The organism is Microbacterium sp. CBA3102 (assembly GCF_007954505.1).
Lineage (GTDB): Bacteria > Actinomycetota > Actinomycetes > Actinomycetales > Microbacteriaceae > Microbacterium > Microbacterium aurugineum.
The window spans coordinates 1,078,676-1,102,497 of record NZ_CP042412.1 but is presented as its reverse complement, the minus strand read 5'-3'; the positions used below and the strand labels follow the sequence as shown (position 1 = coordinate 1,102,497).

The window sequence follows — 23,822 nt, the reverse complement described above, 5'->3', positions numbered from 1 at the left end:
AGGTCCGGGCGCTTCTGTCATCCGACTCAGATGAGGTCGTTGTCGGTCAGCCAGGCCTCGGCGATGTCGCTCGCCGACTTCTGGTCGACCGTGCTCTGCACGTTCAGACCGACGAGCTCTTCGGCGGTGAGCTTGGCGCTGATGGCGTTGATCACGTCGGCGACCTCGTCGGCGACGTCGCTCGAGACGATCGGCACGACGTTCGAGGCCAAGATGATGTTCTCCGGGTCTTCGAGCGCGACGATGTCTTCGGTCTGGAACGCGGGATCGGCCGAGTAGATGTCCGCTACCTGGATCTCGCCGGCCAGCAGCGACTCCAGCGTGGTCGGGCCGGTCGCCGAGAACGCCAGGTCGACGCCGTAGACCTCCTTGGCGGCCGCGGGCCCGTACGGGCGCTGCTCGAACTCCGGTGCCGCACCGATCGTGACCGGGGTGGTCACCTTCGAGAGGTCACCGATCGAGGTGAGGCCGTTCTCCTCGGCGAAGCTCTTGAGCACCGTGTAGGTGTCCTGGTCCGAGGCCTCGGCGTAGTCCAGAGCGGTCAGGCTGTCGGGCAGCGCGTCCTGCAGCGCGGCGTACACGTCTTCCGGGCTGGTGGCGGTCGCGCTGTCGTCGAGGTACTCGAGCAAGTTGCCCGTGTACTCCGGGAACACGTCGATCGCGCCGGACTCGACGTCGGGCATGTAAGCGTCGCGCTGTCCGATGTTGAACTGCTTGTCGACCGTGAACCCCGCGCCTTCGAGGGCCTGCGCGTAGATCTCGGCGATGATCTCGTTCGAGTAGTAGGCCTGGGAGCCGACGACGATCGTGTCGCCGCCGGAGCCCGCGTCATCAGTCGGAGCGTCGAGCGGGTTGCTGCTGGCGCACCCGCCGAGGACGAGCACCGCGGCGAGCGCGGCGCCACCGGCGAGGGCGAGTCGTGACTTACGTGCTGTGAACATGGGGAGTTCCTCTTCTCTGGGACAACGGGATGGGTGCTGTGGGACGGTGAGGGGTTGTGAGCGTGTCAGGCGGTGGCCGGCGCGGGTGAGGCTGCAGCGGTACGCGACCGGCGGGTCGTGGTCGGCGCTCGCACCCCGGCGGGGACGGCGGCGTGCTGGAGGAGGGCGAAGATCAGATCGACCGCCAGCGCGAGGATGGCGACGAGGATCGCACCGCCGAGCACCTGGTCGAACTTGCGCAGGGGGATGCCCTGGATGATCGGCCAGCCGAGACCACCGAGGTTCACGTAGGCGGCGATCGTGACCGTGGCGATCACCTGCAGGAGGGCTGCGCGGATGCCACCGACCAGGAGGGGCAGCCCGAGGCGCACCTCGACCTTCCAGAACACCTGCCACTCGGTCATCCCCATCGCGCGCGCCGAGTCGAGCACACGGCGGTCGATGGCCTCGAGCCCGGTGTAGGCGCCAGCGAGGAGCGAGGGGATGGCCAGCAGCACGAACGTGATGATCGCGGCTTCGGGGATGCGGAGCACACCGAGCAGCAGCACGAGCAGCACGAGGAGCCCGAAGGACGGGATCGCGCGAGCCGCGCCGGAGACAGCGACAGCGACCTCGCGGCCGCGGCCGGTGTGTCCGATGAGCCATCCGATCGGCACCGCGATGATGGCGGCGATCAGCACCGAGATCAGCGTGTAGTACATGTGCTGACCGAACAGGATCGGCAGCGAGTACGGCCCCTCCCACCGGTCGGGGGAGAAGAGCCAGGCGATGGCGTCGGTGAACACGTTCATGCGGCGGTCCTCAGCGTGGCCGCCTGTCGTGCGGATGACGGTGTCTTGGCGGCGCGCGTCCACGGCATCAGCGCGCGACCGAGGAGCAGGAGCAGCAGGTCGATCACCAGGGCGATCACCACGACCGCGATGACGCCGGCGAACACCTCGGCGAGGATGCGGCGCTGCAGGCCGTTCTCGAACAGGTAGCCGAGGTTCGTCACGCCCACCAGGATGCCGACGGTGGCGAGGGAGATCGTGCTGACGGCCGCCACACGCAGTCCGGCGAGCACGACCGGTCCGGCGAGCGGGAAGTCGACGGTCCAGAACCGGCGGAACCCGCCGTAGCCCATCGCCGTGGCCGATTGCCGGATGGCCGGATCGACCGAGTCGAGGCCGTCCGAGACCGCACGCACCAGGATCGCGACCGCGTAGATGGTCAGACCGATGATGAGGTTGATCGGGCTGCGGGCGGGATACCCGGCGACGGACGGCAGGAGGATCAGCAGTGCGAGCGACGGGATCGTGTAGAGCAGACCGGTGAGGACGATGACCGGCCCTTTGACCAGCTGATAGCGCCAGGCGACCCACCCGAGCGGCACCGACAGCACGAAGCCGACCACAATCGCGATCGCGCTCTGCTGCAGGTGGATGGCGGTCAGCTCGAGGATGAGACCGACGTTGTCGACGATCCAGTTCACGGAGCGCCCTTCGTCACGCTCTCCTCGCTCAGGAGCGCGTCGCTGACAGCATCGGGCACGTCGACGATCGAGCCCTGGGTGCGCCCCTCCGAGTCAACCACCACGGTGCCCCGCGGCGTCTGCTTGAGGTGCAGGGCGCGGCGACCGCGATCGGCGCCGATGAACGCCGAGACGAAGTCGTCCGCCGGGTTCTCGATGATCTCGCTCGGACTGCCGACCTGCACGATGCGCGCGCCCTTGTCGAGGATGACGACCTGGTCGCCGAGCAGGAACGCCTCGTCGATGTCGTGCGTGACGAAGACGACGGTCTTGTCGAGCTCGCTCTGCAGGCGCAGGGTCTCCTGTTGCAGGTCGGCCCGCACGATGGGGTCGACCGCGCCGAAGGGCTCGTCCATGAGCAGGATGTTCGGATCGGCGGCGAGTCCGCGGGCGACACCCACACGCTGCTGCTGGCCGCCGGAGAGCTGGCTCGGGTAGCGCTCGGCCAGCGCCTGGTCGAGGCCGACCGTGTCGAGCAGGTCGCGCGCCCGCTGGTGGGCCGCAGCCCGCTTCACCCCGGTCAGCCGAAGCACCGTGGCCACGTTGTCGATGACCGTGAAGTGCGGCATGAGCCCGGAGTTCTGCATGACGTAGCCGATGCGTCGGCGCAGAGCCACCGGGTCGCCTTCGAGCACGCTCTCCCCGTCGATCTCGACGTCGCCGGAGGTGGGCTCGACCATGCGGTTGATCATGCGGAGCAGGGTGGTCTTGCCACAGCCGGACGAGCCGACGAACACGGTGGTCTTGCGTGACGGCAGCACGAGGCTGAAGTCATCGACGGCGAGTGCACCGCCGGGGAACCGTTTGGTGACGTTGCGGAACTCGATCATGGGCTGGTCTCCAGTCGGTCGATCGATGTGCGAGCGGACGAGTCTTGGCTCTTCTGGTGGTTACGGGCCGACCTCGACGCGCGGATCGAACGCCACGAATCCGGAGAAGTCTTTGCCGACACGATCGAAGGCCGACGGATAAGGAGTCGGATACGACCAGGCGTAGTCGGTGTGCAGCTCGCCGTCGGTCTGCACGGAGTAGTACTGAGCCGCGCCCTTCCAGGGACAGGTGTAGGGCGTGGGGCTCTCGACGAGCACCCCGGGTGTGATGGATGCGGGCGGGAAGTACCAGTTCCCTTCGATGCGGGCGAGATCGCTCTCGTCGGCCTCGGCGATGACGGTTCCTGCGAGTACAGCCTTCATGGTCCTGCCTCCTCGGATGTGTGTTCGAGCGTATAAGACGGTGGGGACATCGGGCTCGAGGGTTGCGCGCGGGCCGTCAATGTGAGAAACAATCCCGAATCTGTTCGGCCTGCCCGCGAAAACGGATTGCCCGCCACGATGGTCGGACTCAGGCGGAATCGCGCCCGTAGCCCTCCAGGAGTCGCAACCAGATCTCACTGACGGTCGGGTACGACGGCACCGCATGCCAGAGACGGGCGATCGGCACCTCGCCGACGATCGCCACGGTGGCGGCGTGCACGAGTTCCGCCACCTCGGGGCCGACGAAGGTCGCACCGATCACGACATCGCGATCGGTGTCGATCACGAGCCGCGCCTGCCCCTCGAAACCGTCTTCGTAGAGGCTCGCCCCCGCGATCCACCCCAGGTCGTAGTCGATCGCCTTCACGGTGATTCCTGCCTCGACCGCCTGCGCCTCGGTCAGACCGACGGAGCCGACCTCAGGGATCGAGAACGTGACCTGCGGGACGGCGGCCTGGTCGGCGGTCGCGACGTGACGACCCCAGGGGCTGTCATCCACATCGTCGCCCTGGGCACGCGCGACGATGACGTCGCCTGCCGCCCTCGCCTGGTACTTGCCTTGGTGGGTGAGGAGCACGCGCCCGTTCACGTCACCGACCGCATACAGCCAGTCGGATCCGGGGACCCGGAGGGTGTCGTCCGTCTCGATCCAGCGGCCGGGCTCCAGGCCCACGACGTCGAGGCCGATGTCTCCGCTGCGCGGCGAACGACCCGTCGCGGCGAGCACCTCGGTCGCGATGATCTCCTCGCCGCCGTCGAGCGTCACGGTCACGCCGTCGGCGCCGCGGTGCACGGATGCCGTTCCCGTGTCGGTGCGCACGTCGACGCCCAGTTCCTTGAGACCGGCCGCGACCCGCTCCCCGGCGAAGGGCTCCATCCCCCCGAGCAGACCGCTGCGGGCGATGACGGTGACCTTCGAGCCGAGTGCCGCGTATGCCGTGGCCATCTCGACCGCGACCACGCCTCCGCCGATCACGGCCAGGCTCTCCGGCAGCTCCTCGGCACTGGTCGCCTCTCGACTCGTCCAGGGTGCGGACTCACGGAGCCCGTCGATGGGCGGGATGACGGCGTCCGATCCGGTGCTGATGGCCACCGCATGCCGGGCGCGAAGTACTCGCGTCGCGCCGTCGGCATCCGTCACGGTCACCTCCCGCTCACCCGTCAGCCGGCCGTGCCCGCGCGCCAGATCGATCCCGGCGGAGTCGAGCCACTTCACCTGTCCGTCATCGGACCAGTTGCTGGTGAAGGAGTCGCGTCGTTCGAAGACCGCCCGCACATCGAGCTTCCCGGTCACCGCCTGAGAGGCGCCCGCCACGTGCTGCGCTGCCCGCAACGCCTGCGCCGACCGCAGCAGCGCCTTCGACGGCATGCACGCCCAGTAGGAGCACTCACCTCCGACGAGCTCGCTCTCCACGATGATCGCGGTGAGTCCACCCTGCACGGCGCGGTCGGCGACGTTCTCGCCCACCGGACCTCCGCCCAGCACGATCAGGTCGTATTCGTCGGTCTTCTGCGCTGCGTTCATGCCTGGCACCTCTCCATCGGCCGGTTCCGTCGCCCAGTCTCGCTCAAGACCAACGCCGAGTCACGGGTGAGTTGTTCCCTCCGGCGTGGCGCGGGAGGGAAGCGGCGGTCAGGCAGTCAGGCGGTCACGAGCTCCCGGCCCCGGCGGGAGTCGGCGAACGCGCGGGGATACGCCCGGCGCAGGGTGACGACGATCAGCGTGGCCGCGGTCACCTTGATGAGGTCGCCCGGGAGGAAGGCCAGGCTCGACAGAGCGGTGAGGTCGAGCGGAACTCCGGTCACGAGCGCCTGGACCGGGATGCCGAACGCGTAGACGACGAGCACGCCGCCGACCAGAGCAGCCACCGCGCACCGCCACCAGGTGAACCGTCCGGTGCGCATGAGCAACCCGATCACCACGACGCCGGCGATCCAGCCGATCAGGTAGCCCACGGTCGGTCCGACGAAGACGCCGAGGCCCCCGCGTCCGCCTGCGAGCACGGGGAGTCCGACCGCGGCGAGCGCCAGCACCAGAGCGATCGACCAGGGCGCGACGCGGGGACCGAGCACAAGCCCCGCGAGCATGACGCCGAGCGTCTGCCCGGTGATGGGCACGCCGCCGGGGAGCGGCACGACAACCGTTCCCAGCACGATGATGAGGGCGGCGAACACGGCCACCCGACCGAGGGTCGCACTGGAGTCACGGGTCGATGCGGTCATCGCTCATCCTTCCTGAACGGTGTTCACCTGAACACCGTTCATCAGAGTACGGATGTAGCTACCCCCGCGCAAATCACCACCCCGGAGTCACCAACACGACCTTCCCTCGCTGACGCCGTTACGCGATGGCGTCATGTGGGCCCGCAGCATCCTCCAGCGGGTACTCGTCACGTCCCGGCTCATGACTCCCCCTGCTCCCGCGATTCGTCTTCGGCGGATTCGACACGGACCCTCGGGGAGAGGACCGCCGCCGCGAAGGCCACGACCGCAGCCAGGACGAACACGCCAAGGAACGGGTCGGTGCCCGTGAGCGCGGTGAACAGTGTGCCCGTGACGGCCAGGGCCAGGGCGCTGCCGAACGAGTCGGCGACCGTCATCGCACCGCTGTTGAAGCCCTGATTCTCCGGCGTGGACATCGCGAGCGTGAGGGCACTGGTGCGCGGACTCATCAACCCCATTCCCATGCCCGCGATGACCCAGGCGAGCGCAATCAGCAGAGCGTCTCCTCGGAAGCCCGCAGTCACGACGGTCAGCACGATGCCGGCGAACACGAGGCCCGTCCCGAGCCGCACGGCCGTCGCGCTCGAGAGGCGCGCGCCCAGCCGCCCCTGGACGGTCGCGGCGAGGGACCACGCGAGCGCACCGCCGGTCAGCGCGAGTCCTGCCAGAGTCGGCGACAGTTCGTACCGATCGGTGAGCAGGTAGGGCAGGTAGACCTGCGCACCGAAGAACGCGGCGGCCGCGACCCCCCGGACGAGGATGACGGACGGAAGCCCTCGGCGCGCCCGAAACGTCCCGCGCGGGACCAGCGGCCGCACGGCGATGAGGGCGACCACGATAGCAAGGACAGCGAGAGCAGAGCCGAACCCGGGGATGTCGCCGACCAGATTCAGCGCGAGCACAGCAACGGCAGCGAGCACCGACCATCCGAGTCGCCCGAACGCCCAGGGAGTCGTCGCATCGCCGTGGTTCGCGAGTCCGCGAAGTGCGGGCACGACCATCAGCAACGCCACCAGCACCAGGATGACCACGCCGAGGAAGACCCAGTGCCAGCTCCAGAGTTCGGTCACGGCACCCGCGACCGTCGGGCCGATCAGTGAGGGGATGACCCAGGCCGCGGCGAAGCCGGCGAAGATCGCCGGATGGAGCTCGTTCGGGTAGACGCGGGCGACCACCACGTACAGGGCCACCATCAACCCTCCGCTGCCGAGGCCCTGGGCGAACCTCCCCGCGACGAGGATCTCCATGCTCGGAGCGAGGCCGGCGATCAGCAGTCCGACGATGAACAGGGCGACCGAGGTGTACAACGGAGCGACCGGTCCGCGACGATCCGCCCAATTCCCGGCGAGCACCATGCCGATGACCCCGGTGGCGAGAGGTCCGGCGAAAGCGAGCGCGTACAGCCGTTCTCCGCCGAGATCGGCGCTCACAGTCGGCATCACCGTGGTGACCGCCAGGGATTCGAACGCGCCGAGGAACACGAGCGCACAGGCGCCGATCGTGATCCAGACGTAGTCACGGCTCAAGATGCGAGGTGCGGCCGCGCCCGGCGTCGACACCTGCTCGGTCTTCGAGGTCATGATGATGACCGTAGAACCTCAAGTAAGGTCGAGGTCAAGCGCCGGATCGCCACCGAGGGTTCAGCCGCCGAGCAGGACCTCATGGAGGGTGTGCCACACGCCCTCATCGTTCGGTTCCATGACGGTCAACGCGGTGACGTCAGCTCCGGGAAGAGGAGGTCGACGGCGCTCGGCATCGTCTCAGCGCACCGGAAGGAAATGCGTCGGCGTCGGCACCTGCGCCTCATGGCGGATGCCGAGGGGCGCGCCCGTGCGCTCATCGAGGTCGAGCAGGGTGATGGTATCGGAGCGCTGCCCCGCGACCAGCAACTTGCCCTCATGCACCAGGTGGTGGCGCGGCCAGTCGACCCCCGCGTCGGCGAGCGCCACGGACTCCAGGGCCTCACCCCCGCCGCGCACGCGCAGGACCGCGATCGTGTTGCTTCCGCGCAGGGCCGTGTAGAGGAAGTGTCCGTCGCGGCTGCGGGCGAGCTCGGCGGGGAAGTCTGTGCCCACCTGGGCGATCGGACTCGACAGCGTCGACGACACGACGCTCCACGTGCGGTCGGACGCCTCGGCGAGCGTGAACACCTCGCACGAGTACTCGGTCACCACGTGCAGGTGCCCGCTGGGGTGCAGCACCATGTGCCGCGGCCCGGTGCCGAGTGGCAGCACGACCTCGTGGTCGAGCACGAGCCCGCTGCCGACCTGCCGCCAGAACCGCACGAGGTCGAACCCGAGGTCGGTCGTGGCGATGCGCCCGTCGGGAAGGAACACGGCGGCATGCGCGTGCGAGACACGGTCACCGCCCACCCCGTACGGGTCGACCGCGGCGATGCCGTCACCGGGAGTGGGCGGCACCCCGGGGGCCGACACGCCAGATGTCGGACGGAAGGCGCTAGGGCGTCCGACATCTGGCGTGTCGGCGGGATCCGTGTCGTCGCCGAACAGTGCCGCGCGGAGTTCCGCCGCCGCATCCGGCCGTGCGGGGACGATCCGCCCGTCCGCATCGAGGCCGAGCCGCACCACGCGGCCGTCGCCGTAGCAACTGGCGACCAGAGCAGAGCCGTCCGCAGCGACCGCGACGTGACACACGTACCGGCCCACCGCCGCCGGTGCACCCATCGGGGAGAGGGCGCCGTCCCCCGTACGCACGAACGCCTGCACGGCGGAGTCGCCCTCGAGCGCCGCGTAGACGACGTCGAGCGTCGGATGCTGCGCCAGCCACGACGGCGAAGGGGCCTCTGCGACCACGCCCCGGTACGCGAGCGTGGTGGCCTCCCGGCCTGCATCCCCCGCGAGCAGACCGATGCCGTCGGCAGAACCGTCCATGCCGGGGCCGTAGCCGCCGAGCCAGAATCGCGTCACGACAGGCCGGATCAGTCGAGCAGGTCGTGGCGGACGATGACCTGGTCGCGCTCGGGGCCGACACCGATCACCGAGATGCGGGTGTTGCTCATCTTCTCAAGCGCCAGCACGTAGTCCTGTGCGTTCTGCGGCAGATCCTCGAAAGTGCGGGCGACGGAGATGTCCTCGTTCCAACCCGGGAAGTACTCCAGGATCGGCTTCGCGTGGTGGAAGTCGGTCTGGTTGACGGGCACCTCATCGAAACGCTCGCCATCGACGTCGTAGGCGACGCACACCGGGATCTCGTCGAGTCCGGTCAGGATGTCGAGCTTGGTGAGCACGAGGTCGGTGATGCCGTTGATGCGCGTCGCGTACCGGGTGATGGGCGCGTCGTACCAGCCGACCCGACGCGGACGCCCGGTGGTGGTGCCGAACTCGAAGCCCTGCTTGCGCAGCCAGTCGCCCTGCTCGTCGAAGAGTTCTGTCGGGAAGGGGCCCGATCCGACGCGGGTCGTGTACGCCTTGACGATACCGACGATGCGGTCGAGCGCACCGGGGCCGACGCCCGCACCCGTCGCGGCTCCGCCGGCGGTCGCCGACGACGAGGTCACGAACGGATAGGTGCCGTGGTCGATGTCGAGCATCGTGGCCTGACCGCCTTCGAACACGACGACTTCGCCACGATCGAGGGCCTCCGCGATCAGGTAGCCCGTGTCGGCGACAAGGGGGCGCAGGCGGTCCGCGTACGACAGCAGATCATCGACGACCTCGTCGGCGGTGATCGCGCGACGGTTGAAGATCTTCACCAGCAGGTGGTTCTTCTGATCCAGAGCGCCTTCGACCTTCTGGCGCAGGATGTTCTCGTCGAAGATGTCCTGCACACGGATACCGACGCGGTTGATCTTGTCGGCGTAGGCCGGACCGATGCCTCGACCGGTGGTGCCGATCATCCGCTTGCCGAGGAAACGCTCGGTGACCTTGTCGAGCGTGCGGTGGTACTGCGTGATGATGTGCGCGTTGGCGCTGACCTTGAGACGCGAGACGTCGATGCCCCGGGCGGCGAGCGCCTCCAGCTCGAAGAACAGGACCTCGAGGTCGACGACGACGCCGTTGCCGATCACGGGGGTCACGCCCGGAGAGAGGATGCCGGAGGGCAGCAGGTGCAGCGCGTACTTCTCGTCTCCCACGACGACGGTGTGCCCGGCGTTGTTACCGCCGTTGAACTTCACCACCCAGTCGGTGCGCTCACCGAGCAGATCGGTGGCCTTGCCCTTTCCTTCGTCGCCCCACTGCACGCCGACGATAACGATTCCTGGCATGGGTAACCCCCTGGCTTTCGCCGGGTTTGCACCGGCCGATGAGCTGGCCCTCTTCGGGCCGTCCCATCCTATCGGGAGCCTCTCGGCCCGCCCTCCGAGTGCGATATGTCACCTCCGGAGGCGTCTGAAGGTGACATATCGCACTCTGCAGGGGCGGGGGGGGGGGCAGGGGCGGGGCAGGGCAGGGGCAGGGCGGGGGTGGCGGAAAACGTGCGGATCATGGCGCTCCGGCGGCTCGTCCGGTGTCGGAAGCCCCTGCCAGGATCGAAGGATGTCACGAGCAGCATCCGGCGAGCCCGGTATCCGCACGAACGCCGAGGCGCCGAAGAGTCAGGGCGCGCTCGTGCTCGTCGCCGCGCTGGTCACGGTGGTGCTGTGGGCCTCGGCGTTCATCGGCATCCGTGGTGCGGGCCCTCACTATGACCCGGGCGCTCTGGCGCTGCTGCGGATGGCGGTCGGCACCGTGGTGCTGACGATCATCGCCGTGCGGCACGGGATCCGCATCCCCGCCCGTCGCCACTGGCTCCTCGTGGCGGTGTGGGGCATCGGCTGGTTCTGCGTCTACAACCTGGCCCTCAACAGCGCTGAGTTGACACTCGATGCGGGGACGGCCGCGATGGTGGTGAACCTCGCGCCGCTCATGGTCGTCGTCTTCAGCGGACTCTTCCTCCGCGAAGGCTTCCCGAAGCCACTCATCATCGGCGCCCCGATCGCGTTCCTCGGGGTCGTGCTGATCGGCATGAACTCCTCCACCAGCGCCGGCCCTGACATCACCGGTCTGTTGCTCGCCCTGCTCGCAGCCGTCATGTACGCCGGGTGCACGCTCGTGCAGAAGCGCCTGCTCACCTCCGGCGTCGATCCGACCACCCTGACCTGGCTCGGTGCGGGCGTCGGCACCGTCGCGCTACTGCCCTGGGTCGGCAGCCTCATCGACTCCCTGCAGACCGCACCGCTGGACGCGACGCTGTGGGTCGTCTACCTCGGCATCTTCCCCACGGCGATCGCCTTCACCACCTGGGCCTACGTCCTGCAGCGCAGCACCGCGGGACAGACCTCCGCCACCACCTACGTCGTGCCCGCGATCGCGATCCTGATGTCGTGGGCGATCCTCGGCGAGGTGCCGACGCCGCTGATGTTCCTCGGTGGAGCCCTCTGCCTGCTCGGCGTCCTCATCACGCGACTGCGGTGGCGTCGCCGCACCTGATGCCGAGAACCGCCGGGGCGAGTGACTACAGTTACGACCGGAGGCGAAATGACGACCTGGTGGCCCTACGCGCGACTCGCGGCATCTGTTCTCGCGGTGGCTGCCATCGTCGCCCAACTGGTGCGGACGCTCGAGATCGCCATGCTCTCGGAGACCGAGTGGGGCTCTCACCTCCCCACGGTGATCGTGAACTTCTTCAGCTTCTTCACGATCCTCTCCAACGTCCTCGCAGCCGTCGCGCTCGTCATCGGGGGCCTCTGGGGCATCCTCAACCGGAAGACCACGAGCCCCGAACCGCGCTGGCTCGCTCTGATCCTGGTCTGCGCGAGCACCTACGCCATCGTCACAGGGATCGTCTACAACACACTGCTCCGCGGGATCGAGCTGCCGCAGGGGGCGACGGTCCCCTGGTCCAACGAGGTGCTGCACGTGATCGTGCCGCTGATCATGCTCCTCGATCTGCTCTTCGCGCCACGACGCCGCGCGCTGGGCTGGAGCGCCGTGGGGGCCACCGCCGTCTTCCCCCTCGTGTGGGTCGCGTACACGATGATCCGCGCGAACCTGGTGATCTCGCCGGCGACCGGGCAGCCCTACTGGTACCCGTATCCCTTTCTGAACCCGCACACCGTCCCGGGCGGCTACCTCGGGGTCTCCGCCTACATCGTCGGCATCGCGATCGCGATCATCGCCGTGGCCGCCGGCGTCGTCTGGATCGGCAGGCGCCGCGGCACCACCCCGATCGACTCCTGACCTGCCTCTGACGCCTCCGCCCCTCGCACCCGGAGTGGGCGGAGGGGCGGAGGCGTCAACAGAGACTCAGGTGGTGGCGAGCGCCTCACGATCGTCGTCGCGAGGCTGACCCTCGATGATCCGCGCCGTCTCGGTGGCATCCGGGTCCACGTCGAGGTAGCGCTCGAGCGAGTCGTCGAGCTCTTCCAGCCACGGCGTGTGATGCACGACCGCGAGGGTGCCGGTCATGACCGACTCGTACGTGCGGTCGCGGTAGCCCATGATGTCGTCCTTCTTGTCGCGCTTCCACGCGAGGAAGATCTCGACCACCCGGTCGATGTCGAACTCCGGGTAGTCCGTGAGCTGCAGCAGATCGCGGATGTAGTCCGCCTGGAAGCGGATCTCCGCCGCGGCCGAATCGATCTGCCCGAAGCGCGTGCGCCACTCGGCGATCGATGCCGCCCGCTCCTGCTCGTCGGGCAGGGGCAGACGACCGAGGATCAGGTCACGCACGTACCAGGCCTGCGCATCGAACATGTTGAACGTGAACCACTGGTCCTGCGCGCCGAGGTAGGCCAGGCGCGGATTGCCCTGCCAGAGCACTCCGCGGTACAGCCCGTCGGGGTACACGTTGTTCGGCGAGGAGAGGGCGAGGTCGTCCGGCAGGAACGGGTACTTGTGCAGGTACCCGGTGCAGAGGATGACCGCGTCGACCTGCTTCGAGGTGCCGTCGGCGAAGAACGCGGTGCTGCCCTCGAAGCGTTCGAGGACCGGCCGCTCCTCGATGCCCTCGGGCCAGTCGTACCCCATCGGCGCGGAGCGGAAGCTCGCCGTCACCGAACGGGCCCCCATCTTGAACGCCTGGCTGCCGATGTCCTCCGCGGAGTAGCTCGCACCGATCACCAGCACATCCTTGTCTTCGAAGGCTTCGGCGCCTCGGAAGTCATGGGCATGGCTGATGTACCCCGGGAACGTCTCGATACCGGGGAACTCCGGCACGTTCGGGAAGGAGAAGTGTCCGCTCGCGACGATCACGCGGTCGAACTCCTCCACGGACGATTCGCCGGAGTGCAGGTGCTCGCTGGTGAGGGTGAAGACCTCGCGCTCGTCGTCGAACTCCACCCAGCGGACCACGGTCTGGAAGCGGATCAGGTCGCGCACGTCGGTCTTCTCCAGGCGACCCGCGATGTAGTCCCACAGCACCGGGCGCGGCGGGTAGGAGGAGATCGGGCGACCGAAGTGCTCGTCGAAGCTGTAGTCCGCGAACTCCAGCGCCTCCTTCGGGCCGTTCGACCACAGGTTGCGGTACATGCTCGAATGCACCGGCTCGCCGAACTCGTCCAGTCCGGTGCGCCAGGTGAAGTTCCACTGCCCGCCCCAGTCGGCCTGCTTCTCGAAGCAGACCAGCTCGGGGATGTCGGCTCCCGCACGGGCGGCGGACTCGAAGGCCCTCAGCTGCGCCATCCCCGAGGGTCCGGCTCCGATGATCGCTACTCGTTCTCTACTCGTCACGTATTGTCCTCATACTCTTCAGTCATGTATCGGCACGGCCGCTTCCGAGCGAGGAACAGTTCTGTCCCGGTGGGAGCGGAGAAGCTCGACCTGCCCGGAAAGCGGCTGCTCTTCGACGTTAGCAGTGTCCGCCACCGGCACCCGGGGTCGCGCCTGCCCGCCACCTGCAGGATCCTGGGACGGATGCATGACCTGGGCCCGGCGGGTCGTCCTGCATCCGTCATCCGGTCATGCAGGTGGACACAGCGATTACGCTGGTGCGCGGGGGATGGCCGCGACGCGCGTCCCTGAACGAGGGAGCCTACAGATGACCGAGTCCTCCACGCCCGACCCGCGGACGATCGCCGCACCGCCGCCTCCGCCCGCCCCCGCGCAGGCCCCTGCACCGCCGGCACCGGCCCCGGCGTCTGCCCCGTCCGCCGCCCCTGCCGCACCCGCAGCGACGAAGGCCGCGCCGACCGACGCCGAGCTCAGGAGAGCCGCCGAGGTGCTGCGGATCATCTCCGACTCCTACTCCGCCAAGATGGTCGGCCAGGATCGGCTGCGCACGAGCCTCCTCGTCTCCCTCATCGCCGGCGGTCACATCCTGCTGGAGAGCGTTCCCGGCCTGGCGAAGACCACGGCCGCCAGCACTCTCGCCGACACCGTGAAAGCGCAGTTCAAGCGCATCCAGTGCACGCCCGACCTGCTCCCCAGCGACATCACCGGCAACCAGATCTACGACGCGGCGACGGGCTCCTTCCGCACCGTGCTCGGTCCGGTGCACGCGAACTTCGTGCTGCTCGACGAGATCAACCGCTCCAGCGCCAAGACCCAGAGCGCCATGCTCGAAGCGATGCAGGAGCACCAGACGACCATCGGCGGCGAGGTCCACCACCTGCCGAAGCCGTTCCTCGTGATCGCGACGCAGAACCCGATCGAGCAGGAGGGCACCTACGAGCTGCCCGAGGCGCAGATGGACCGCTTCCTGCTCAAGGAGATCGTCGAGTACCCGAGCCCCGCCGAAGAGCTCGAGGTCCTCAGCCGCATCGACTCCGGTGTGCTCGACCCCGACCGCCACGTGAGCAGCACGGTCAGCCTCGACGACGTGCACCTGCTGCAGGACGTCGCGAGCCGCATCTACGTCGACCCCGCGATCCGGAACTACATCGTGTCCATCGCCTACGTCACCAGGAACCCGGCGCCGTACATCGGCGAGGAGCGCGCGCGCTTCATCAAGTACGGCGCGAGCCCCCGGGCGAGCATCGCGTTCCTGCAGGCTTCGCGGGCGCTGGCTCTGCTCAAGGGGCGCGCACATGTGCTGCCCGAAGACATCCGCGAGCTGCGGCACCTCGTGCTCCGCCACCGCGTGCTCCTGACGTTCGAGGCCGACGCCGAGGGCATCCGCAGCGAGGAGATCATCGACCAGATCTTCGCGTCGGTCCCCACTCCCTGACCCGTTCATGGCCAGCCTGATCACGCAGGTGAAGAGCAAGCTCTTCATCCACTCGACGCGCAAGTCGCTGCACGCGCTGGACGGCGCCTACGCGTCGCTGCTGCACGGGCGGAGCCTCGACTTCGAAGACCTGCGCAAGTACGAGTACGGCGATCAGGTGCGCGACATCGACTGGCGGGCGACCGCGCGGCTGGGCACTCCCCTGGTCAAGCGCTCGCGCGCCACACGGATGCACACCGTGTTGTTCGCCGTCGACACCGGCCGCTCGATGTCGGCCCTCGCCGCCGACGAACGCTCGAAGAAGGAGCTGGCGATCCTCGCCACGGGGATGCTCGGCGTGCTGACGCTGCGCCACGGCGACGATTTCACGACGGTCTACGGCGACTCCGCGAAGGTGCGTCGGCTCGCGCCGGGCCGCAGCGAGGGGGCGCTCGAACATGCCCTGCGAACGATCGACCGCGCGATCGACGAGAGCTCCGCGCCGAGCGACCGGGATGCACTGCTGTCGTTCATCACGCGCACGATCTCGCGCCGAATGATCGTGGTCGTCGTCACCGATGAGGCCCCGGTGACGAGCGAGACCGAACGGATGCTGCGGCGCCTGCGCGTGCAGCACGACGTCCTGTGGCTCACCGTGCGCGACGCCGACCCCGTGCTCGACCACGCGACCGGGCGCATCCGCAGCGACGTGGACAGCCGCTGGCAGGTGCCGGACTTCGTGCAGGGCGACCGTGGCATCGTGCGAGAGCTGACCGCACAGCGCGACGCCGACGCCGCGCACCTCGCCGAGCTCCTCACGCGGATGGAGATCAGCCACGCCTCCCTGGACGGGCAGGACGACGCCGTCACGCAGCTCCTGCAGCTGCTGGATCGGAGGTCGAATGCCCGGCTCTGACGAGCTCTACCCGCCCGCACAGTACGGCTGGGGATGGATGCTGCTCGCGATCGGCATCCTGCTCCTGCTGATCGCGGGGGCCTGGCTCCTGATCCTCCTCACTCGCCCCCGGCGCACCCTGTCCGTCGGCGAGCAGAATGCCGGACAGGCACCGCTGATCGTCGACGTGCTCTCGCAGCTGCGCACCGAGTACCTGACGCGCATCCAGCAGATCGAGACCGACTACCGCGAGCGCCGCCTCTCCCCGCGGCAGGCGAACCTCGAGCTCAGTCGCGTCGTGCGGACGTTCGTCAACGAGTACAGCGGCTTGGAGGCTCCCGTCCTCGCGCTCGATGACCTCGTGGCACGGGGCGTCCATCCCGCGCTCATCGATGCGATGGGCAGGCACTACTACCCGAGCATCTTCCGGCAGGGACCGGCGATCGATCCGGTCGCCGGTGCCGAGGCCGCCCGGACGGTGGTGCGCTCATGGCACTAGCGAATCCCTGGGTGCTTTTCGCCGCCGCGGCGGTCGTGCTGATCGCGGTGGCGATCGGCCTCGTCCTCGGTCTGCGCCGGAGCAGCCGTGGTCGCGCGGCGGACACGGCCCGGATCGCCCGCGCCGAACGGCTCCGCACGCTGCCCACCTTCCGTCAGGCGCTGGCGCGGCGGGCGGTGGCGCTCTCGGGCATCCTCGCCCTGGGCGCCGTCACGGCGCTCGTGGCGGGGGTGGTGTCCGCTCGACCGATGTCGGCGCAGACCGTCCAACCGATAAACACGAGCCGCGACATCATGCTGTGCCTCGATGTCTCCGGATCCATGACCGAGGTCGACGTCGAAGTGCTGACCGTGTTCGACGAGCTGCTGGACGGCTTCGAAGGTGAGCGGATCGGGCTGACGATCTTCAACAGCTCACCGGTGCAGATCTTCCCGCTCACCGACGACTACGACTTCATCCGCGAGCATCTCGAGAGCATGACCCGGAGCTTCGACTACGGCGACCGGGTCCCGGAGCACTGGCTCGGCACACTCAACGGCGACGGCGCCTCGCTGATCGGCGACGGCCTCGCCGCCTGCACGATGGGCTTCGACCACCCGGACGACGACCGCTCGCGCTCGGTGATCTTCGCCACCGACAACGAGATCAACGGCGCCTCGATCGTCACGCTCGACGAGGCGGCTGCCTACGCGGCGTCGAAGGGCGTACGCGTGTTCGCCCTGAACCCGGTGCAGGGAAAGGACGCGGCGGTGAGCGCGGAGCTCACGGCCGCCGCCGAAGCCACCGGTGGCGCCGCATTCGGCCTGCGCGACACGACGACCGTCTCCGACATCGTCACCCAGGTGCAGGAGCAGGAGGCCACCGAGCTGCGGGGAGAGGCGCAGGTGGTCTGGACCGACACCCCCGACCTCTGGATCGCTCTGCTCTCGATCTGCCTCCTCGCCTTCGTCGTGGTGCTGTGGAGGGTGCGACTGTGATCTTCCATCCCGTACTCGCTCCGTTGCTGATCGCCCTGATCTGCCTCCCGATCATCGCCCTGGTCGTGTGGATCCTGGTGCGACCGGCGAAGGCGACGGCTGCTGCCTCGTCCGCACCGGGCTCCCTCGCCGGACACCGCGCCCTGTGGGCCATGCGCCTGGTGCTGGTGCTCGCCTGCGTCGTGATGCTGCTGCGCCCCGGCATCCCGGGCGGCGCCACCCAGACGCTCGCGACCGACACCGACATCGTGCTCGTCGTCGACACCACGGCGAGCATCGTCGCCGAGGACTGGGGCGACGGGGAACCTCGACTCGACGGCATCCGCGACGACGTGCGCGCGCTGGTCGAGGAGTACCCGGGCGCGCGCTTCGCCCTGATCACCTCGGATGCCGCCGCCGAGTTGCGGATGCCCCTCACCACCGACACGACGGCCCTCCTGGGCTCGCTGGACGTGCTGCGCCCCGAGGTCACCAGCCAGTCGCGCGGGAGTTCGATCGGCATCGCCGCGCCGCTGCTCGCGGAGACACTCACCTCGGCGGCCCAATCCTCACCCGACCGGTCGCGGATGGTCTTCTACTTCGGTGACGGCGAGCAGACCGTCGATACCCCGCCGGAGTCGTTCAGCGCGAGCGAGAAGTACACCGATGCGGGCGGCGTCTTCGGCTACGGCACGACCGAGGGCGGACCGATGCGCATCACAACGGGCGAGCTCTCGGACAGCGGGACCGGCTATATCCAATACCAGGGGTCCGACGCCCTCTCCGTGATCGAGGAAGGGAACCTGGAGAGGATCGCCGACCAGCTCGGGGTGGACTACCAGCGTCGGACCGCGGACACCGAAGCCGTACTGCCCGAGGCGCCGTCGACGACGACCGACTACGCCGAGTCCGGAGAGGTCGGCAACGCCATCGAGCTGTACTGGGTCGCGGCGCTCGTCATCCTCCTCATCCTCGGCGTCGAGCTCGCGCGCGCCACGATGCTGATCGCACAGCTGCGGCGACTGCGCGCGCCCCGGGAATCCCCCCGGCAACCGGGAGGCACCTCGTGACGATGACGAACGATGCCGCCGCCGCACTCCTGCGGTCGAATCGGCGACGCCGCCGCGTCCGTCGATGGGTCGCCATCGGCACCCTTCCGCTCACTCTCGCCGCACTGTTCTTCGTGGGCAAGCTGCTGAGCATGTACGCGTTCGCGCACCAGGCGATCACCGCCTACGTGGTCGACGACTTCGCGGGCTCGGAGGCGGCGGCGCGCGGACAGAGCTTCCTCAACTGGTTCGAGCCGTACAAGGCCCCCTTCAACATCGGCACGGCGCTCGGAGCGGCCGAACAGCTGCCGCAGGCGAGGGCGGAGCTCGAAGAGGCGCTCCGCCTGGCCACCGGGCTCGAAGTGTGCGGGGTGCGGATCAACCTGGCTCTCGTCGTGGAGCGCATGGGCGACGCCGCCCGCGCCGGCGGCGATGGCGCGACCGCGGCCCAGCTCTACGGTGAAGCCCTGACGATCACGGCCGAGACGCCGGAGGAGTGTCACAGCGAGGAGGCTCAGGAGCAGTCGTCCGATCCTCAGCGCGACATGTCCGACACGCTCGACAGCACCGAGGACCGCCTGAAGCAGAAGCAGCAGGAGCAAGATCAGCAGCAGCCCCCGCCTCCGCAGCCGAACGAGGACGAGCAGCCGTCCGAGGACAAGCTGCAGGACCTTCAGGACAAGCTCGAGCAGGGCGCCCAGGAGCGCGACCAGCAGCTGGGCGAGGATCCCGGCGGGTCGGGAACGGAAAAGCCGTGGTGATGGATCACGAGAAGCAGAGGGCCCGCTACCTCGCGGGGACCGAAGGTGCGCCCCCGGTTCCCCCTCCCGGCGGGTACCGCGGCGCACGCCGCGAGGCCTTCGTGCCCTCCCCCCCTGCCGCGGTCTCCGTCTCCGTCGAGGAGGAGCCGAAGAAGCCCGCCAACGCTCTCGGGTGGACGGCCCTCACCGTGGCGGTCCTGTTCGCCCTGACGCTGCTGGGCACACTGCTGGCCGGCAGCACCGACATCCTCTACAGCGTCACGATGGTGACCGCTCAGCTCGTCGTGGTCGCCACGGTCATCGCCGCTCTGCTCTCACCGCGGGGACGCCTGCTGGGGGCGATCGCCCTGGTCGTCACGATCCTGTTCAACGTCGCCACCGTCGGCGGGATGAGCGCCCTGCAGACGTCGGCCTCCGGCAACTACGAGGGCATGAAGTCCGCCGAGCAGAAGCACGCGGAGGCGTATCCCGGGATCAAGGGCACGGATCCGCAGCAGACGCTTGCACAGCAGTCCCTGGAAGACGTGCGCGCACAGTCGGAGTCGCTCTTCGCCGACATCCGTGCGCGGCTCACCGACGAGTTCGGGTACACCTGGGTCGCGGTGGGCGACGAAGACCTGCGGCCGGAGCGCAACGGGTACGGCGGGGAGTCGATGCTGGTGGAGTACACCTCTCAGGGCTGGGCCACCGAGCAGCCGATCCAGGACGACGATCGCAAGTACGCGGTGATGGCCGTCATCAACGAGGTGGTCATCGAACACGGGCTGTGGGAGCTGTACTCGTTCAACGACCCCGCCATCTCCGGCATCGACCCGGGGATGATCACGAAGCTGTACGGCAGCGACGACCCCCGCTCGCAGCACACGTGGGAGTACTACACCGAGAACTACCCGGATCCGCTGCGCTTCTACGCCGACATCCACGACCTCTCGAACGATCAGGACGGCGGATTCCTCGCGGCACGCAAGGCGCAGCAGGCCCGCACCGGGGAGCCGCTCGAGGGCCTTCAGTTGTTCGTGCTCGCGAGTGGGGTGCTCAGCGACGCCGATCGCGAGGAGTTCGAGACACGGCTGCAGGACTACCCGGGCTACGAGTAGCCGAGGCGCAGGGTCCTCAGGCGCTGAGGGTCAGCAGCATCCGGGCGAGCACGTAGCGGGCGTGTCCGCGGGAGGTCCGCGGGTCGTAGCCAAGAATCACCACGAGCGCCGCCATCCGCTCCTGCACGCTGGAGTGGTGTCTTCCCAGGCGCACCGCCGCCGCCCGCACGCTCTGCTCCTCGATGACGGCGTCGAGCAGTTCCCGGCTTCGGTCGTCGAGCGCGGCGAGCGCGGCCGCATCCGGGTGGAGGGGGCCGGCGTCCGCGGCCTCCGCGACGAGCAGGAGACCTCCGAGGTCGGCGGCATCGACGACCGGTTCCGCGGGATCGGTGAGCCGGACCGCCACCAGAGCGGAAGACCACGATCGCGGAAGCTGCTCTCCCGTGCCGGCGACTCCGAGGCCCAGCCGCAGCTCCGCACCGTCGGGCCAGGCGTCCCGCGCCTCGGTGGAGGCATCCAGGATCGTCGCCCGCGTGAGTCCGTGCCGGGTGGCGACCACGGTGGACGGATGCTGCGGCAGGGGTGCCGGGTCAGGAGGAGAGGCGACCATCCGCAGCGTCTCGTCGGTGAGACGAAGGCGCGGCAGTGCGGCGGCCCTCTCGTCGGCGCCGGCGTAGGAGCTGATCGCCAGTTCGACGGCGCTCTCCGGTCCCACCGCGCGACGAGCCCGGATGATGCCGAGCGCGAGGCTGAGCCGTTCCAGGATCATCGCGTCGTTGGTGTGGGGATCGCCGTCGCGCTCGATCCAGGCGACGGCGTCCGGGCCGCTCTCCCGGATGAGCCAGGTGGGCGACGGCTCGATGGGGTCGATGCGCACCCCGTCCGCGCGCACGCGCACGATCTGCCGACCGTCGCGGTGTCCCGCGGTCGCGCCGCTGAGCACCGCGGCCCCCCGCAGCATGCTCTCGACGCCGACGGAACGGGCCACGAGGGCGTCGAAGTACGTGACGACCTTGAGCGTCTCGCTGGCATCCGGGTCGAGGGCGGTGAGCCGCCCCAGCAGGTCTTGCATGTCGGGCTCCATCGCGCGGGGATTCCACCCTACGGGGTCGACGTGCCGTGCTCCCGTCGCACTCTCTGCCGCTCCGAGGGCCGGAAACGGGCGGGGAGTGCGACGGGAGGGGTCCGGGCACGGAATCCGGACTCAGGAGAGCAGGCGGTTCACCCAGTTGTCGCGGGCCGCGAGCATGGCCTGCGCGACGGCGGCGTGCGGGGCGAACATGTCGAAGCCGTGGAACCCTCCGGCCCAGACGTGCAGTTCGGCCTGGACGCCGGCTTCCCACAGCTTCGTGGCGTACGCGACGTCCTCGTCGCGGAACACCTCGGCGCTGCCGCAGTCGATGAACGCGGGCGGGAGGCCGGAGAGGTCGGTGGCGCGGGCGGGTGCCGCGTAGATCGACACGTCGTCCGTGCCCTTGCGGTCGCCGAGGAGCGCCGACCATCCGGTGACGTTCGAGCCGCGGTCCCAGACGCCGATCCCATCGATCTGATGCGTCGACACCGACGCATCACGATCGTCGAGCATCGGGTAGATGAGCAGCTGACCGATCAGCTCAGGACCCTTGCGGTCACGGGCGAGGAGGGCGGTGCCCGCCGCCAGCCCGCCCCCGGCGCTGCCGCCGCCGATCAGCAGCCGCGACGTGTCGATGCCGAGCTCGTCGGCGTGCTCCGCGGTCCACCGCAGCCCCGCGTAGCAGTCCTCGACGGGATAGGGGTCGGGGAACTCCGGAGCGAGTCGGTATTCGACCGTGACGATGACTCCGTTGAATCGCTCCGCCCAGTCGAGAAATCCGACCACGCCGAGCCAGCGGTTGCCGATGATCATGCCGCCGCCGTGCGTGTGGAAGAACCCGGGGCCGGTGCCCGTGCGTCCTTCCTTCTCGATCACGGAGACGACGATCTCATCGCCCTCGTGTCCGGCGATCGTGACGTCCCGCCGCGTGAAGCCCCGCTCCGCGAGCGCCGCGAAGATCTCCTCATCCCCGCTCACGGGCGACTGCCGGAGCAGCGGGATCATCTCGGGCGTCAGCGTGGGTGGCAGCTGGTCGCCGACGAGGGCGAGCGCGGCTTCGAGCTCGGGATCGAAGGGCGGTCGTGCCAGGGTCGTGTCCGTCATCAGAACTCCTTTGTCCTCGGCCGCCGTCGCGGCGGCGTCTCGCCAGACTCGCGCACGCGACACCCGAGGATAACCCGCCACCCGAGGCCGATCCGACGCATTCCGTCCGCCGGGTGGCGGGTGCCTCCCTCCCCGGTGGAGGTGTCCCTTGAACACGCTTCCCCCCGTGGATAGCCTGGCGCCACAGGGAAAGGAAGGCGCGGATGATCCGAGTTCTCGATGAACAGCAGTCCGCCGAGTTGCTGCGCACCACCACGATCGGCCGCATCGGTTTCGTGCACGACGGCCGCGTGCAGATCCTGCCCGTGAACTACGTCGTCTCCGGCCACGACCTGCTTCTCCGCACCGCGCCCGAGGGACTGCTGGCCGAGCTGACGCACGAGCCGGCGGACGTCTCGTTCGAGGTGGACTATCACGACCCCCTCGGCAGCACCGCCTGGAGCGTCCTGATGCACGGGCCGCTGTCCCGGGTGCCCGAGGAGAAGGCGGCCGGCGCCGGAGCTCGCGTGACCCCGTGGGCCGGGAGCGAACGGGACCTCCCCCTGGCGTTCCACATCGAGCACATCACGGGGCGCATCGTCCGTCGAGACCAGGAGCACGGAGAGACCTGATCGCCGGCGGCGGGGTGTTCGCCGCGCGTCGTCAGCTCGCCAGGGCCAGCCCTGCGGCGAGCGCGAACCCCAGCACGGTCGCGAGGCCCGTGGACTCCTTCGCCTTCGACTGCGCCTCGGGGATCATCGAGTCCACGAGCATCACCAACAGCGCACCGGCCGCGAAGCCGCTCGCCGCCGAGCGGAAGTCATCCCCGGTCACGCTCGCCAGCCCGAATCCGGCAACCGTCGCGAGCGCGCAGATCACGGCGACGCCCGCCCACAGCAGGAGCACCCGGGACTTCGCCATCCCGCCTTCGAGCAGGTCAGCGGCCGAGCCGATCGATTCGGGAAGGTTCGACACCAGGATGGCGACCACGAGCGCGATGCTGACCGGCTCCCCCGAGGCGAGGCCGATCCCGAGCACGAGCTGCTCCGGGATGCCGTCGAGCAGCGCTCCGACCGCGAGCTGGCCGCCGCCCGCCTCGGCCTTGGTCTTCGCGGCACGGGCGTCGAGGATGCGATCGGCGATGTAGTAGCTGATCGCTCCGGCCGCGACACCGATCACCAGGGGGATGGGGCCGGCGAGATCCAGCCCCTCCTCCCAGAGCTCGAACGCGATCGACGCCATCAGCGCGCCCGCGCCGAAGCCCAGGACGATACCGAGCCACCGCGGCGGCCACTTCCGGAGCAGCGCGAGCACCGCACCGATGAACAGCGGTGCCGCCGCGACCGCACCCCACAGGATTGCTCCACCCATGTCCGCCATGTCCGACCTCCGTCGGCCCACTCTTGCACCTCTGGGGCCTCCCCGCCGCTCCGACTTCGGCCAAAACGGAGACGTGTCG

Annotated in this window: 24 protein-coding genes; 10 read left to right on the top strand and 14 right to left on the bottom strand. The window is 69.1% G+C overall.

What is annotated here, in order from left to right; translation table 11 throughout:
• Positions 1 to 26: 26 nt before the first annotated feature.
• The 10 genes from FGL91_RS05360 to FGL91_RS05315 form a co-directional block, all read right to left on the bottom strand.
• The gene (locus tag FGL91_RS05360) at positions 27 to 941 is read right to left on the bottom strand and encodes an ABC transporter substrate-binding protein (protein ID WP_131492892.1); all 915 of its coding nucleotides are present in this window, start codon (positions 939 to 941) and stop codon (positions 27 to 29) included.
• 65 nt (positions 942 to 1,006) lie between these two features.
• Positions 1,007 to 1,732: an ABC transporter permease gene (locus FGL91_RS05355; RefSeq protein WP_131492893.1), complete on the bottom strand. Its 726-nt coding sequence runs from the start codon at positions 1,730 to 1,732 to the stop codon at positions 1,007 to 1,009.
• A complete protein-coding gene (locus FGL91_RS05350) occupies positions 1,729 to 2,412 on the bottom strand; it encodes an ABC transporter permease (RefSeq protein ID WP_153243287.1) in 684 nt (227 codons plus the stop codon). Before FGL91_RS05350 ends, FGL91_RS05355 begins: the two co-directional genes overlap by 4 nt.
• Entirely contained in the window at positions 2,409 to 3,281 is an 873-nt protein-coding gene (locus FGL91_RS05345) for an ABC transporter ATP-binding protein (protein ID WP_047521744.1), read from the bottom strand. The genes FGL91_RS05350 and FGL91_RS05345 overlap by 4 nt, the downstream gene beginning before the upstream one ends.
• A gap of 60 nt (positions 3,282 to 3,341) precedes the next feature.
• On the bottom strand, positions 3,342 to 3,644 hold the full coding sequence (locus FGL91_RS05340) for a DUF427 domain-containing protein (protein ID WP_046748074.1): 303 nt from the start codon (positions 3,642 to 3,644) through the stop codon (positions 3,342 to 3,344).
• Positions 3,645 to 3,792: 148 nt separating this feature from the next.
• Positions 3,793 to 5,229, bottom strand: a complete 1,437-nt coding sequence (locus tag FGL91_RS05335; protein WP_131492897.1) for a dihydrolipoyl dehydrogenase family protein — start codon at positions 5,227 to 5,229, stop codon at positions 3,793 to 3,795.
• A gap of 116 nt (positions 5,230 to 5,345) precedes the next feature.
• Positions 5,346 to 5,927 carry a biotin transporter BioY gene (locus tag FGL91_RS05330; RefSeq protein WP_153243286.1) on the bottom strand — a complete coding sequence of 194 codons (582 nt, stop codon included), beginning with the start codon at positions 5,925 to 5,927 and terminating at the stop codon, positions 5,346 to 5,348.
• A 179-nt stretch (positions 5,928 to 6,106) separates the two neighbouring features.
• Positions 6,107 to 7,507, bottom strand: a complete 1,401-nt coding sequence (locus tag FGL91_RS05325) for an MFS transporter (protein ID WP_153243285.1) — start codon at positions 7,505 to 7,507, stop codon at positions 6,107 to 6,109.
• A 180-nt stretch (positions 7,508 to 7,687) separates the two neighbouring features.
• Positions 7,688 to 8,854 carry a lactonase family protein gene (locus FGL91_RS05320; protein ID WP_153243284.1) on the bottom strand — a complete coding sequence of 389 codons (1,167 nt, stop codon included), beginning with the start codon at positions 8,852 to 8,854 and terminating at the stop codon, positions 7,688 to 7,690.
• A gap of 11 nt (positions 8,855 to 8,865) precedes the next feature.
• Complete coding sequence (locus FGL91_RS05315; RefSeq protein ID WP_047521732.1) at positions 8,866 to 10,152, bottom strand: adenylosuccinate synthase; 1,287 nt, start codon at positions 10,150 to 10,152, stop codon at positions 8,866 to 8,868.
• 271 nt (positions 10,153 to 10,423) lie between these two features.
• On the opposite strand from FGL91_RS05315, the gene FGL91_RS05310 reads away from it, so the two are divergent.
• Together FGL91_RS05310 and FGL91_RS05305 are read left to right on the top strand one after the other, a co-directional pair.
• Positions 10,424 to 11,356: a DMT family transporter gene (locus FGL91_RS05310; RefSeq protein WP_131492904.1), complete on the top strand. Its 933-nt coding sequence runs from the start codon at positions 10,424 to 10,426 to the stop codon at positions 11,354 to 11,356.
• Positions 11,357 to 11,404: 48 nt separating this feature from the next.
• The gene (locus FGL91_RS05305; RefSeq protein ID WP_131492905.1) at positions 11,405 to 12,106 is read left to right on the top strand and encodes a Pr6Pr family membrane protein; all 702 of its coding nucleotides are present in this window, start codon (positions 11,405 to 11,407) and stop codon (positions 12,104 to 12,106) included.
• 66 nt (positions 12,107 to 12,172) lie between these two features.
• On the opposite strand, the gene FGL91_RS05300 is transcribed toward FGL91_RS05305, so the two are convergent.
• A complete protein-coding gene (locus FGL91_RS05300; protein WP_227991916.1) occupies positions 12,173 to 13,597 on the bottom strand; it encodes an NAD(P)-binding domain-containing protein in 1,425 nt (474 codons plus the stop codon).
• 307 nt (positions 13,598 to 13,904) lie between these two features.
• Between FGL91_RS05300 and FGL91_RS05295 the strand changes: the two genes are divergently transcribed.
• From FGL91_RS05295 to FGL91_RS05265, 7 genes are read left to right on the top strand one after another with little or no spacing between them, the layout of a single operon-like run.
• On the top strand, positions 13,905 to 15,032 hold the full coding sequence (locus tag FGL91_RS05295) for an AAA family ATPase (RefSeq protein ID WP_227991913.1): 1,128 nt from the start codon (positions 13,905 to 13,907) through the stop codon (positions 15,030 to 15,032).
• Positions 15,033 to 15,039: 7 nt separating this feature from the next.
• Entirely contained in the window at positions 15,040 to 15,927 is an 888-nt protein-coding gene (locus FGL91_RS05290) for a DUF58 domain-containing protein (protein WP_153243283.1), read from the top strand.
• Positions 15,914 to 16,405 (top strand): hypothetical protein, encoded by a 492-nt coding sequence (locus tag FGL91_RS05285; protein WP_153243282.1) that lies wholly within the window; start codon positions 15,914 to 15,916, stop codon positions 16,403 to 16,405. The genes FGL91_RS05290 and FGL91_RS05285 overlap by 14 nt, the downstream gene beginning before the upstream one ends.
• Before the next feature lie 11 nt (positions 16,406 to 16,416).
• Entirely contained in the window at positions 16,417 to 17,382 is a 966-nt protein-coding gene (locus tag FGL91_RS05280) for a VWA domain-containing protein (RefSeq protein ID WP_153243281.1), read from the top strand.
• Positions 17,379 to 18,431: a VWA domain-containing protein gene (locus tag FGL91_RS05275; RefSeq protein WP_131491592.1), complete on the top strand. Its 1,053-nt coding sequence runs from the start codon at positions 17,379 to 17,381 to the stop codon at positions 18,429 to 18,431. Before FGL91_RS05280 ends, FGL91_RS05275 begins: the two co-directional genes overlap by 4 nt.
• A 2-nt stretch (positions 18,432 to 18,433) precedes the next feature.
• Positions 18,434 to 19,171, top strand: a complete 738-nt coding sequence (locus FGL91_RS05270; protein WP_227992050.1) for a hypothetical protein — start codon at positions 18,434 to 18,436, stop codon at positions 19,169 to 19,171.
• Positions 19,171 to 20,268, top strand: a complete 1,098-nt coding sequence (locus FGL91_RS05265; RefSeq protein ID WP_153243279.1) for a hypothetical protein — start codon at positions 19,171 to 19,173, stop codon at positions 20,266 to 20,268. Before FGL91_RS05270 ends, FGL91_RS05265 begins: the two co-directional genes overlap by 1 nt.
• A 16-nt stretch (positions 20,269 to 20,284) precedes the next feature.
• On the opposite strand, the gene FGL91_RS05260 is transcribed toward FGL91_RS05265, so the two are convergent.
• On the bottom strand, positions 20,285 to 21,280 hold the full coding sequence (locus FGL91_RS05260; protein ID WP_227991906.1) for a hypothetical protein: 996 nt from the start codon (positions 21,278 to 21,280) through the stop codon (positions 20,285 to 20,287).
• A 132-nt stretch (positions 21,281 to 21,412) separates the two neighbouring features.
• Positions 21,413 to 22,384: an alpha/beta hydrolase gene (locus FGL91_RS05255; protein ID WP_153243277.1), complete on the bottom strand. Its 972-nt coding sequence runs from the start codon at positions 22,382 to 22,384 to the stop codon at positions 21,413 to 21,415.
• Between the two features lie 203 nt (positions 22,385 to 22,587).
• Between FGL91_RS05255 and FGL91_RS05250 the strand changes: the two genes are divergently transcribed.
• Positions 22,588 to 22,995: a pyridoxamine 5'-phosphate oxidase family protein gene (locus FGL91_RS05250; protein WP_153243276.1), complete on the top strand. Its 408-nt coding sequence runs from the start codon at positions 22,588 to 22,590 to the stop codon at positions 22,993 to 22,995.
• Positions 22,996 to 23,026: 31 nt separating this feature from the next.
• Here the strand turns inward: FGL91_RS05250 and FGL91_RS05245 are convergent, their stop codons facing one another.
• Positions 23,027 to 23,743, bottom strand: a complete 717-nt coding sequence (locus FGL91_RS05245; protein ID WP_227991905.1) for a ZIP family metal transporter — start codon at positions 23,741 to 23,743, stop codon at positions 23,027 to 23,029.
• Between the last annotated feature and the right edge of the window lie 79 nt (positions 23,744 to 23,822).

Excerpts from the sequence above, each read along its gene's own strand:
- FGL91_RS05360 (WP_131492892.1), bottom strand. The coding sequence starts at position 941 with ATGTTCACAGCACGTAAGTCACGACTCGCCCTCGCCGGTGGCGCCGCG.
- FGL91_RS05355 (WP_131492893.1), bottom strand. The coding sequence starts at position 1,732 with ATGAACGTGTTCACCGACGCCATCGCCTGGCTCTTCTCCCCCGACCGG.
- FGL91_RS05345 (WP_047521744.1), bottom strand. The coding sequence starts at position 3,281 with ATGATCGAGTTCCGCAACGTCACCAAACGGTTCCCCGGCGGTGCACTC.
- FGL91_RS05340 (WP_046748074.1), bottom strand. The coding sequence starts at position 3,644 with ATGAAGGCTGTACTCGCAGGAACCGTCATCGCCGAGGCCGACGAGAGC.
- FGL91_RS05335 (WP_131492897.1), bottom strand. The coding sequence starts at position 5,229 with ATGAACGCAGCGCAGAAGACCGACGAATACGACCTGATCGTGCTGGGC.
- FGL91_RS05330 (WP_153243286.1), bottom strand. The coding sequence starts at position 5,927 with ATGACCGCATCGACCCGTGACTCCAGTGCGACCCTCGGTCGGGTGGCC.
- FGL91_RS05325 (WP_153243285.1), bottom strand. The coding sequence starts at position 7,507 with ATGACCTCGAAGACCGAGCAGGTGTCGACGCCGGGCGCGGCCGCACCT.
- FGL91_RS05315 (WP_047521732.1), bottom strand. The coding sequence starts at position 10,152 with ATGCCAGGAATCGTTATCGTCGGCGTGCAGTGGGGCGACGAAGGAAAG.
- FGL91_RS05310 (WP_131492904.1), top strand. The coding sequence starts at position 10,424 with ATGTCACGAGCAGCATCCGGCGAGCCCGGTATCCGCACGAACGCCGAG.
- FGL91_RS05305 (WP_131492905.1), top strand. The coding sequence starts at position 11,405 with ATGACGACCTGGTGGCCCTACGCGCGACTCGCGGCATCTGTTCTCGCG.
- FGL91_RS05295 (WP_227991913.1), top strand. The coding sequence starts at position 13,905 with ATGACCGAGTCCTCCACGCCCGACCCGCGGACGATCGCCGCACCGCCG.
- FGL91_RS05290 (WP_153243283.1), top strand. The coding sequence starts at position 15,040 with ATGGCCAGCCTGATCACGCAGGTGAAGAGCAAGCTCTTCATCCACTCG.
- FGL91_RS05285 (WP_153243282.1), top strand. The coding sequence starts at position 15,914 with ATGCCCGGCTCTGACGAGCTCTACCCGCCCGCACAGTACGGCTGGGGA.
- FGL91_RS05270 (WP_227992050.1), top strand. The coding sequence starts at position 18,434 with ATGACGAACGATGCCGCCGCCGCACTCCTGCGGTCGAATCGGCGACGC.
- FGL91_RS05265 (WP_153243279.1), top strand. The coding sequence starts at position 19,171 with ATGGATCACGAGAAGCAGAGGGCCCGCTACCTCGCGGGGACCGAAGGT.
- FGL91_RS05260 (WP_227991906.1), bottom strand. The coding sequence starts at position 21,280 with ATGCAAGACCTGCTGGGGCGGCTCACCGCCCTCGACCCGGATGCCAGC.
- FGL91_RS05255 (WP_153243277.1), bottom strand. The coding sequence starts at position 22,384 with ATGACGGACACGACCCTGGCACGACCGCCCTTCGATCCCGAGCTCGAA.
- FGL91_RS05250 (WP_153243276.1), top strand. The coding sequence starts at position 22,588 with ATGATCCGAGTTCTCGATGAACAGCAGTCCGCCGAGTTGCTGCGCACC.
- FGL91_RS05245 (WP_227991905.1), bottom strand. The coding sequence starts at position 23,743 with ATGGCGGACATGGGTGGAGCAATCCTGTGGGGTGCGGTCGCGGCGGCA.